Consider the following 8,407-nt stretch of genomic DNA (forward strand, 5'->3'; position numbering starts at 1 on the left):
GCACCAGTCGCCGAAGGGCGGCGTTCCGCAACCGGAACGCCGCCCTCTGGTCTGCTGGTTGCCGGGTCCGTCAGCCCTGGTGGGGTGTGCCGTGGACGACGAGCTCGGTCATGTCCAGGTAACTGCAGCCCGAGGGGCCGGAGTCCTGGGCGCAGTCCACGCCGTTGTCGACGGCCTGGTTGCCCAGCATCGTGACGCGGACGTACCGGACGTTCTGCGCGGTACCCGTGTTGAGGGGCACGGCGTTCTCCCGGCCGGTGTCGGCGGGACCGAAGTGACCCTCGGCGGCGGTGGCCCAGGTCGTGCCGTCGGTGGACGTCTCGATCCGGTAGTCGCCGAGGGACGCCGTCAGGTCGTCCCCGCAGCCGGACGTCGGGTCGACGCGCAGCTCGCTGATGTCCACGCCCTGGGGCAGCCGTACGGTGTTGTGGACCGGGTCGACCCCGGTGCCGTTGGTGCCGCCGTTGGCCTCCGAACCCCAGACGTTGGCCGACATGTCGATCAGACCGGCCGGTCCGCAGCCGAAGTCGCTGTAGTCGACGCCGCTGAACTCCGCGACCTCGGCGCCACCGGAGGAGGCCGACCAGTCGCGGCGCACCGCCCAGTCTGCGGCGCCGGCGGTGACGGTGAGCGTACGGACCTGCGGTTCGTAACCGTTGCCGCTCGCGTAGACCTTCCGGTAGGTGCCCTCGGGCACGTTCCGGATCGCGTACGTGCCGTCCGCCGCGCTCACGGCGGAGAGGTCGGCGCCGGGGAAGCCGGAGGAGTGGCCGCTGATGCTGACCGTGACGCCGCCGACCGGCGCACCGGACGAGTCGTCGGTCACCTTGCCGGTGAGCGTGACCACCGGGGTGTTCGGGCCGGGCGGCACGGAGAAGTCCTCGTCGGGCCGTACGTCGTCACCCGTGAGAGCGGCGGCGAACCAGCCCATGCCCCGGTGGGCGAAGACCTTCCAGATCCGGTCGTGCGCGCGTCCGCCGTTGACCACGGTGTCGGCCTGCAGGATGGCGTTGCGCTGGTCGAGGAAGCTCGGGCTCACGGGTGACAGTTCCATCGCCCGGGTGACGAGCGACTCGGTGAGCCGGCTGCCGAGGACGTTGCGCAGGTCCCAGAGCGTCTCGCCCCAGATCTCGCCGTCGGCGTGCACCTCCGGGCCACGGCGGGAGATCTTCCCGTAGTCGCCGTAGGTGTAACCGCCCGCGCCCGCCTGGGTCGTTCCGTGGCAGGCGGCCGACGTGGCGCCGACCGGGCAGTCGATCGACTGGGTGCGCGCCGGCAGTTCGTCGCTCCAGCCCGGCGCGTCGAGGTTCACGTCGCCGTCGACGCGCCGGTTGTCCTTCAGCAGGCCCTCGCTGTTGAGGAAATCGAGGGCGTACCAGTCGCTCCACGCCTCGCCCATGGCGTTCGACTGCTCGCTGTTGAGGGCGGGGACCCCGTCGGCGTCGGTGATCAGCCGGTGGGACAGGCCGTGGGTGTACTCGTGGTAGACGGTGGCGGCGTCGTCGCCGAAGTTGGCCTGCAGCACGTTGGCGCCCGGTATGGCACCGGTCAGGTACATCTGCATCGTGGGCGCCTGGCCGTCCGGCGGCGTGCCCATGTTGGCGTTGTTCAGGTGGTCGTCGTCGGGCAGCCCGTCCTTGATGGCCGCGCCGTCGTCGGTCTGCGCCTGTACGGCGTCGCCGTCCCGGCTGTCGAAGTTGCCCGCGGCCCGGGTGAAGCCGATCGGACCGGCTTCCAGGTGGTCGTGGAAGGTGCCGAGGAAGTAGTAGACCTGCGCGGCGTTCTGCTCGCGGTTGGTCTGCCATGAGTTCGGCGTCTTCTGGTTCCACGAGCAGGGCAGCGGGGTGCCGCAGCCGTCACCGGTGAAGGGCTTGAACGGGAAGGAGAACGTCCCGTCGGCCGCCGGGGTGACCTCCTCGCCCGGGTCCACCTTGTTGTTGTCGTTGACGTCGCTGAAGACGTGCGCCACCGACCCGTCGAGGGTCTGTGCACCCTCGGGGAGCCAGCCCCGGGCGGTCAGATGACGGGTGTGCTGCTTGCCGCCGGACCGGGCACCCGGGTACTGGTCCCAGACCAGCACCTTGCCGGTCTGCCGGAGCGGGCCCGCGGAGGACAGGGCCGTGGCCTTCTCCGTGGACTGTCCGGCGGCCGAGCTCGCGGACTGCCCGGACTGCTTGGACGGGCCGGACGTCAGGTCGGAGGACAGGTTCTGCCGGTACAGGACCCGGCCGGTGCCCGCGTCGACCACGTGCAGCCACATGCCCTCGCCGCCCGGTGTGGTGACCGTCCGCCACGCGCGTCGGGCCGTGCCGTCCGGCGCCGTGAACACCACCTGCTTGGCGGTGTCCGAGCTCGCGGTGCCGGCGCTTGTGCCGCCCGCGATGTCGCGAACCGCGTTACGCCGAGCCTGAGTTCCGGTGATCTTGGCGGGAGCCAGCGCGGCCGGCAGCTTCGGCACCGGGGCGCCGAGCACGCTGATCAGCCGTCCGTCGCGGGCGACGTTCGCCTTGACACCGTTGCCGAACACCGGGACACCGTCGACCGACTGGACGAACGACAGATGACGGATCCCGGCGACATCGGTGTACTGCTTGCGCAGGGTCAGACCCTGGACCTGAGCGGCGGAGAGCCCGAACACATCGGGATGCGCGCGCAGATACTTCCGGGCGATGTCCTCCGGGGCGCTGCCACTGGCTGACGTCAGGTACCCGTCGAGCCGGGCCACCTGACGCGCGGTACCGGTGTCAGGGTCCAGTTCGAGCACACCCTGCGCACCGAGCTGCTTGCGCAACTGCCGTACGCCGGACCGCTGTTCGGCCTTCGTGAGCCGGGCGTCGCTTCGTGCCAGGGACTGCTGCGAGGGTATGAGCGGCGGAGCGTCGCCCGACGGGGAGCCCGCCGGTGCGCCCGAGTCGGCCGCGGGGCGGCCCGCCGGATCGCCCGGGGCCGCGCTCGCGCCACCGGGAAGCAGAGCGACGGCCAGCGAGAGGCCGGCCGTCGCGGTGAATATGGTCGCGCGGGTTCTGCGCGAGAAGGCGGCTTTCGCCATGCTTTGCCTCGTGGGGGGTGAGGTCCAACGACCGCGTGGAGCGGCCGAGTTGTGAGCTTCCAGCCTTTCAGGAGGCGTTGCACACCAGGAACCCTGAATGTTCAATGTTCACAGGAGCCTCACAAGTCCCAAGGGCATCAGCTGTCAGCGTGACCCGGGCCTCCCGGACAAAGGCCGCCGAAGGCACGCTCCGCCCGCGCCGGCACGGTTCCGCGACCTGGGGTGTGAGGGTGGCGCAACTCAACTACCCACGGTCTCTTACAGGTTGGAAACCGGACGCGACGGCCGGAGGACTAGCGTCGCGACATGAGGGTGTGGACGCCATTTCGGCCGCTGTTCGAGGTGCTCGGCAGGCTTGGCAGGTTGGGCGGGCCTGGCGGCGGTTCCGTCGGCGGGCCGGAACCCCGCCACCGCGGCCGGACGCCCTCCGCCCGCCGAACGGCCACCGGTCGCCGCCCGCTGCCCGGCTGGCGCAGCATCCGGGGCCGGGTCGCGGTGGTCATCACCGTCCCGATCTGCCTACTGCTGACCGTGGCCGGCCTGGCCGTGTACGGCCGCGCGGAGGCACTCGGTGACGCCCGGACGACCCGTACCGAGGTCGGCCTCAGCCTGCGGGTCCAGGCGCTGGTGCATCAGCTGCAACGCGAACGCGGCCTGACGAACGGCCTGTTGGGCGGCGAGAAGAGCTACCGCACACAGCTCACCGCCACTCGTGAGCGCGTCGACACGGCGCTGCGCTCGATGCGCCCCGAACGCGAGGTGCAGGACGTCATCCAGCGAAACCTGCGTCGCCTCGCCGCCGTCCGTGCCGCCACCGACCGGGCAGCCGCGGGCAAGGCCACCGCCGACCGCACAGCCACCCTGACCTTCTACACCACCGCCGTGGACGCCCTCAACGACGTCGACCCGGTGGCGGACACCGCGTCGAGCGCCGACCGGCAACTGCGCGACGGACTCTCGGCGTTGCGTGAACTGGCCGCAGCCAAGGAGTCCGTCGCCCTCGAACGCGGCCTCCTCAACGGCGTGTTCGCCGAGGGAGCCTTCCACGGCCGCGAGTACCTCACCTTCACGGAGGTGCGCGCGACCCGCGTCGCCGCCCTCGCCCGGTTCCGGGAGGTCGCGTCGGCACCCCAACTCGCCGAGCTGAAGCGTGCGTTCGCGACGAAGGACGCCGTGCGCGCCACCACCTACGAGGCCCGGGCGGAGGGCGCCCCCGACGGCTCCGCGCTACGCGTCGACGCCGGCGCCTGGTGGGACGTGATGACCGTGCTCGTGGACGATCTGTACGACGTCCAGCAGACGGTCGGTGACGACGTACGGGACCGGGCCGACAGCCTCAGTCACGACGCCGAACTCGCCCTCGCCGCCTACCTCCTCGCGGGCACGCTCATGGCCACCCTCGTCGCGGGCCTGGCCGCCTTCGCCTCACGTTCCCTCACCCGTCCTCTCGGCGCCCTCGCCGAGGCGGCCCACGACGTGGCCCGGCACCGTCTGCCCGCGACGGTCGCCCGGATCCAGCAGTCACCGCAGGACCAGGTGGAGTTCCCGGAGGCGCGACCACTGGGCGGCGCGGCCGAGATCGCCGAAGTCGCCGAGTCCCTGCGCCTGGTGGAACACACGGCCCTCCAACTGGCCGCCCAGCAGGCCGTCCTGCGCCGCAACACGACCGAGTCGCTCGCCAACCTGGGCCGCCGCAACCAGAACCTCGTACGCCGGCAACTCGGCCTCATCACCCGCTTGGAACGGCAGGAGATCGACCCGGACGCCCTCGCCGAGCTCTTCGAACTCGACCACCTCGCCACCCGGATGCGGCGCAACGCCGAAAGCCTGCTCGTCCTGGCCGGACAGAATCCGCCCCGGCCCACGGCGGCACCCGCCGACGGCCTGGAGGTCGTCCAGTCGGCCGTCGCCGAGGTGGAGCAGTACCGGAGGGTCCTGATCGCGGCCGTGGAACCGGTGCGCGTACGCGGCCACGCCGTCGCCGATGTCGCGCATCTCCTCGCCGAACTCATCGAGAACGGGCTGACGTTCTCGCCGCCGACCGAGCGGGTCGAGGTGCACGGCTGGTACGACACCGAGGACGACACGTACAGCTTCGCCGTCGTCGATCACGGCGTCGGCATGTCCGTGGACGACAAGGAACGCGCGGCCCGACGTCTCGCAGGCGGCGGCGAGGACGCCTTCCTCGCCGCACCCACCCGCTTCCTCGGCCACCTCGTCGTCGGCCGGCTCGCCCACCGCCTCGGCGACGGCGCGAAGGTGCACCTCTTCGACACCCCGGGCGGCGGCCTGTCCGCACTCGTCGTCCTGCCCGGCCGCCTGCTCGCCCCCGCACAGACCACACCCTCACCGACCGCCCCCGCACGGTCCCCGCGAATCCTCCCGGCCGCGCCCGTCGCACGTCCCGCGGTCTCCGCCCTGCTCAACGGCTTCCGGGCAGGTGTCGCCCGCGCCGAGGCCCGCAACACACCCCGAAGCACCCAAGGAGCGTCATCGTGACCACCGCCGTCCAGAGTTTCGGCTGGCTCGTCTCGGAGTTCGTCCGCACCGCCGACGGCGTCACCGACGCGGTCGCCGTCTCCTCCGACGGCCTCCTCATGGCGGCCTCCGACAACCTCGGCCGGGACCGCGCCGACCACCTCGCCGCAGTCGTCTCCGGCATCACCAGCCTCGCCCAGAACGCGGCGACGACACACGGCTTCCGCGGCATGAAGCTCGTCATGATCGAAATGCTCGGCGGCTTCCTCATGGTCGGCCGCATCCGCGACGGCAGCTGCCTGGGCGTCCTCGCGGCCGAGGGCTGCGACGTGGGCCTGGTCGGCTACGAGATGGCCGTACTCGCCGACCGCGCGGGCGAACTCCTCACCCCGCAACTCGTCCGCCAACTCCACGCCGCACCACTGGCGGCGGGCTAGGAGCCAGGCCGGGCTCCGGCTGATGCTGCCCTGCGTCGGACCGTCCGCTCACGCATGGCACACGCGCTGTGGCTGCCGAGCGGCGCCTGGTCAGACCTGCCCGAGGTCGATCTCCACCGGGAAAGGGGCCACTATCTTGAGGACGCCGTGAACACGTCGCCGTCCCGGTAGGTCCTCGTCGCGGGGTCGAGAACGTAGGTGTACACGAGGGGAACGCCTGCCACGGCCTGCTCGATCCGCCAGTAGAAGCCGATGCCTGCCCTGGCGTACTGGTCGACCTTCACGATCCGGTCGGTGGTCTCCGAACCGGGCGACACCACCTCCGCGACCAGCAGCACGTGCTCGGGGCGGGTCGGGGTGATGTCGATGGTGTCGGCCTGGTACAGGACGACGTCGGGGCGGCGATTGGTGAGCGGGACGTCCTGAAGCCGGACGTCGAAGCCGGTGTCGGCGTTCCACTCCGGGCCGGCGGCGGCATCCAGGGCGTTCGCCAGAATCCGGGCCAGACGGCTGTGCCTCTTGGCCACACCCGGACTCACGACGACCATCCCGCCCACGATCTCGATACCGGCGCACTGCTCCTCGGACCAGGACTCGTACTCTGCCGCCGTGATCTGCTCATGCATCCACGCGGGGGCCACCATCTCGGCCGTCATGAAGCACCTCCCGGACGCTGTTCCGCGGGCCCGATCCCACTGGACTCAGCGTATTGTCCGCCGTCCGTCCGGCCTGCTGATCCCGCTCACACTCCTCCCGTCGGCCAGCACCTGACCAGCAGTCGCAGAGGCTCATGCAAACGGCCCCGGACGAGGAGTCCGAGGCCGAACAGGAGCCCTACCTGGGGAAGGAACCCCAGGTGAGAGCGGTAATGCGCTGTGCCCTCGGCAGGATTCGAACCTGCGACACCGGCTTTAGGAGAGCCGTGCTCTATCCCCTGAGCTACGAAGGCGGGGGCTTGTGGAAAACCTTGTAGAAAATCCAGACCGCAGATCTTCAGCGAGGGACACAAACCCGCTGGTCAGACTCGGTACGGCGTCCTTCGCACTGTCGTCTGCGCGAACAACTCGGTGTACCAGTACCTGACCAGGGACAGCGTAGCGGATGTGTCCGGGCAAGGGTTATCGAGATTGGGGAGAGCGCGCCAGGTGATGCGCAAGGACGTCCCTGACCTGCGGTTTCTTCTGTTCGAAGCGAGTAGCTTGCGGGTCCTGAGGGGCTGGAGGGGCAGGGTGGTTGGACCGTTCCGTTCCCTGTGTCAGCTTGTGGGTGACCTTGGTGCTGCCGCGGCGCGGGCTGGCATGACAGCTGCTCCTGCGGGATGCATGGGTGGACGGTCGGTCGAGGGCACGGCTGTGCAATGCTCCGCGCGCTCGGAGGGGCGTTCGGCGAGTTCGCTGTGACTGATCCGAGCGACGTGTATCTGTGCTGTCGAGCGGTCTGAAGCCGGAAGGAAATCAGGAAGACCGGCGGCTGGACGACACTTGTGTCGGTTTCTGTGTTGGGCCAGGAAATGTATCTGCTCTGATTTGTGCCGCCCTCCGTATTTCGAGGGAACGGATACGGCGCTCTGGGGGTTCGCCGAACGCGGCTCCCGCATATTCCGCGCTTTGGGGATCAGAATTCCTGCCTGTCCCGCGAATCTGTCGTATTTCGGCAGGGCGAGGAAGGGTGCTCTGGGTGCAGGCGGGAATCCAAATCCGAGAACCTGCGCTGTCCTTGTTCCGAGTCGTCTTGGGAGCACCAGTACCGGCTTCGCCATGTGGGTCCGTGCGGTAAGGGGGACAGGCCGGAGTTCTGTGAGTGAAAGAAGAACCCGTACTGACTGCTGGTGGCTGCGTCTGGTCGGTCGGCATGCCCCGTCAGAAAAGAACGAATCTGGCTCGGCTGAGGGCCGTGCCCGGTGTTGGTCGGCGGTGCTGGCCCAGGAGGAGATATGGCTGAGCGTTCCCTGCCCGTGGGTACGGGCGGGGAACGCTCGGTGCGGTGTGCCGCTATGTTTCGGCCGGGAGAAGAGGCGGTTGTGGCTGCGGGTTTACGCGGCTTCCCGTTGTACGGTCGCCGCCTGTGCGTTCTTTGACCTTTCCTGGAAGATGCGGCGGCTGGTGGCGTTCTGGGAGATGACGAAGCCGAGTGCGAACACCTTCTGCCGATCGAGTCCGTAGGAGATCATTCGCTCGTTCCACAGGCTTTTGTCGAACTGGTTGTGTACGGACTCGGAGTCGCTGCGGTAGGGATAGAGCTGCTGGTGGGCGAGGGTTGCCTCGGGTATTTGCTGGAGGTGTTCGGCACGGTGGAAGCCGCGTTCGGTGTCGCTTTTGAGTCTGCGGCCGGTGTCCGGGTCGGTGCCAGGGCCCCGGCGTTTGCCCGGGTCGTCCGGTTTGATCATGTGATGCCGTAGAGGCTGAGGACGAGGGTGCGTTCGGTGTGGGCCCGGCGGCCGGCG

4 protein-coding genes, 1 tRNA gene and 1 pseudogene are annotated in these 8,407 nt (G+C 69.7%); 2 read left to right on the forward strand and 4 right to left on the reverse strand.

The annotated features are described in order from the left end of the window. Positions 1–70: 70 nt before the first annotated feature. Complete coding sequence (locus PV734_RS39730) at positions 71–3,049, reverse strand: M36 family metallopeptidase (protein ID WP_319294272.1); 2,979 nt, start codon at positions 3,047–3,049, stop codon at positions 71–73. 306 nt (positions 3,050–3,355) lie between these two features. Here PV734_RS39730 and PV734_RS39735 point away from each other — a divergent pair, with 306 nt between their 5' ends. Together PV734_RS39735 and PV734_RS39740 are read left to right on the forward strand one after the other, a co-directional pair. After that, a complete protein-coding gene (locus PV734_RS39735; protein WP_319095269.1) occupies positions 3,356–5,548 on the forward strand; it encodes a nitrate- and nitrite sensing domain-containing protein in 2,193 nt (730 codons plus the stop codon). Beyond that, complete coding sequence (locus PV734_RS39740; protein WP_319095268.1) at positions 5,545–5,964, forward strand: roadblock/LC7 domain-containing protein; 420 nt, start codon at positions 5,545–5,547, stop codon at positions 5,962–5,964. The genes PV734_RS39735 and PV734_RS39740 overlap by 4 nt, the downstream gene beginning before the upstream one ends. A 90-nt stretch (positions 5,965–6,054) precedes the next feature. Here PV734_RS39740 and PV734_RS39745 read toward each other — a convergent pair. The 3 genes and pseudogenes from PV734_RS39745 to PV734_RS39755 form a co-directional block, all read right to left on the reverse strand. Next, a pseudogene (locus tag PV734_RS39745) lies at positions 6,055–6,620 on the reverse strand (Uma2 family endonuclease). 220 nt (positions 6,621–6,840) lie between these two features. Beyond that, positions 6,841–6,913 (reverse strand) — tRNA-Arg (locus PV734_RS39750). 1,083 nt (positions 6,914–7,996) lie between these two features. Beyond that, positions 7,997–8,350, reverse strand: coding sequence for a hypothetical protein (locus PV734_RS39755; protein WP_319294274.1), 354 nt, complete (start codon positions 8,348–8,350; stop codon positions 7,997–7,999). Positions 8,351–8,407: the final 57 nt, after the last annotated feature.

The sequence above is a fragment of the Streptomyces sp. AK08-02 genome (assembly GCF_033795085.1).
Lineage (GTDB): Bacteria > Actinomycetota > Actinomycetes > Streptomycetales > Streptomycetaceae > Streptomyces > Streptomyces echiniscabiei.

Excerpts from the sequence above, each read along its gene's own strand:
- PV734_RS39730 (WP_319294272.1), bottom strand. The coding sequence starts at position 3,049 with ATGGCGAAAGCCGCCTTCTCGCGCAGAACCCGCGCGACCATATTCACC.
- PV734_RS39735 (WP_319095269.1), top strand. The coding sequence starts at position 3,356 with ATGAGGGTGTGGACGCCATTTCGGCCGCTGTTCGAGGTGCTCGGCAGG.
- PV734_RS39755 (WP_319294274.1), bottom strand. The coding sequence starts at position 8,350 with ATGATCAAACCGGACGACCCGGGCAAACGCCGGGGCCCTGGCACCGAC.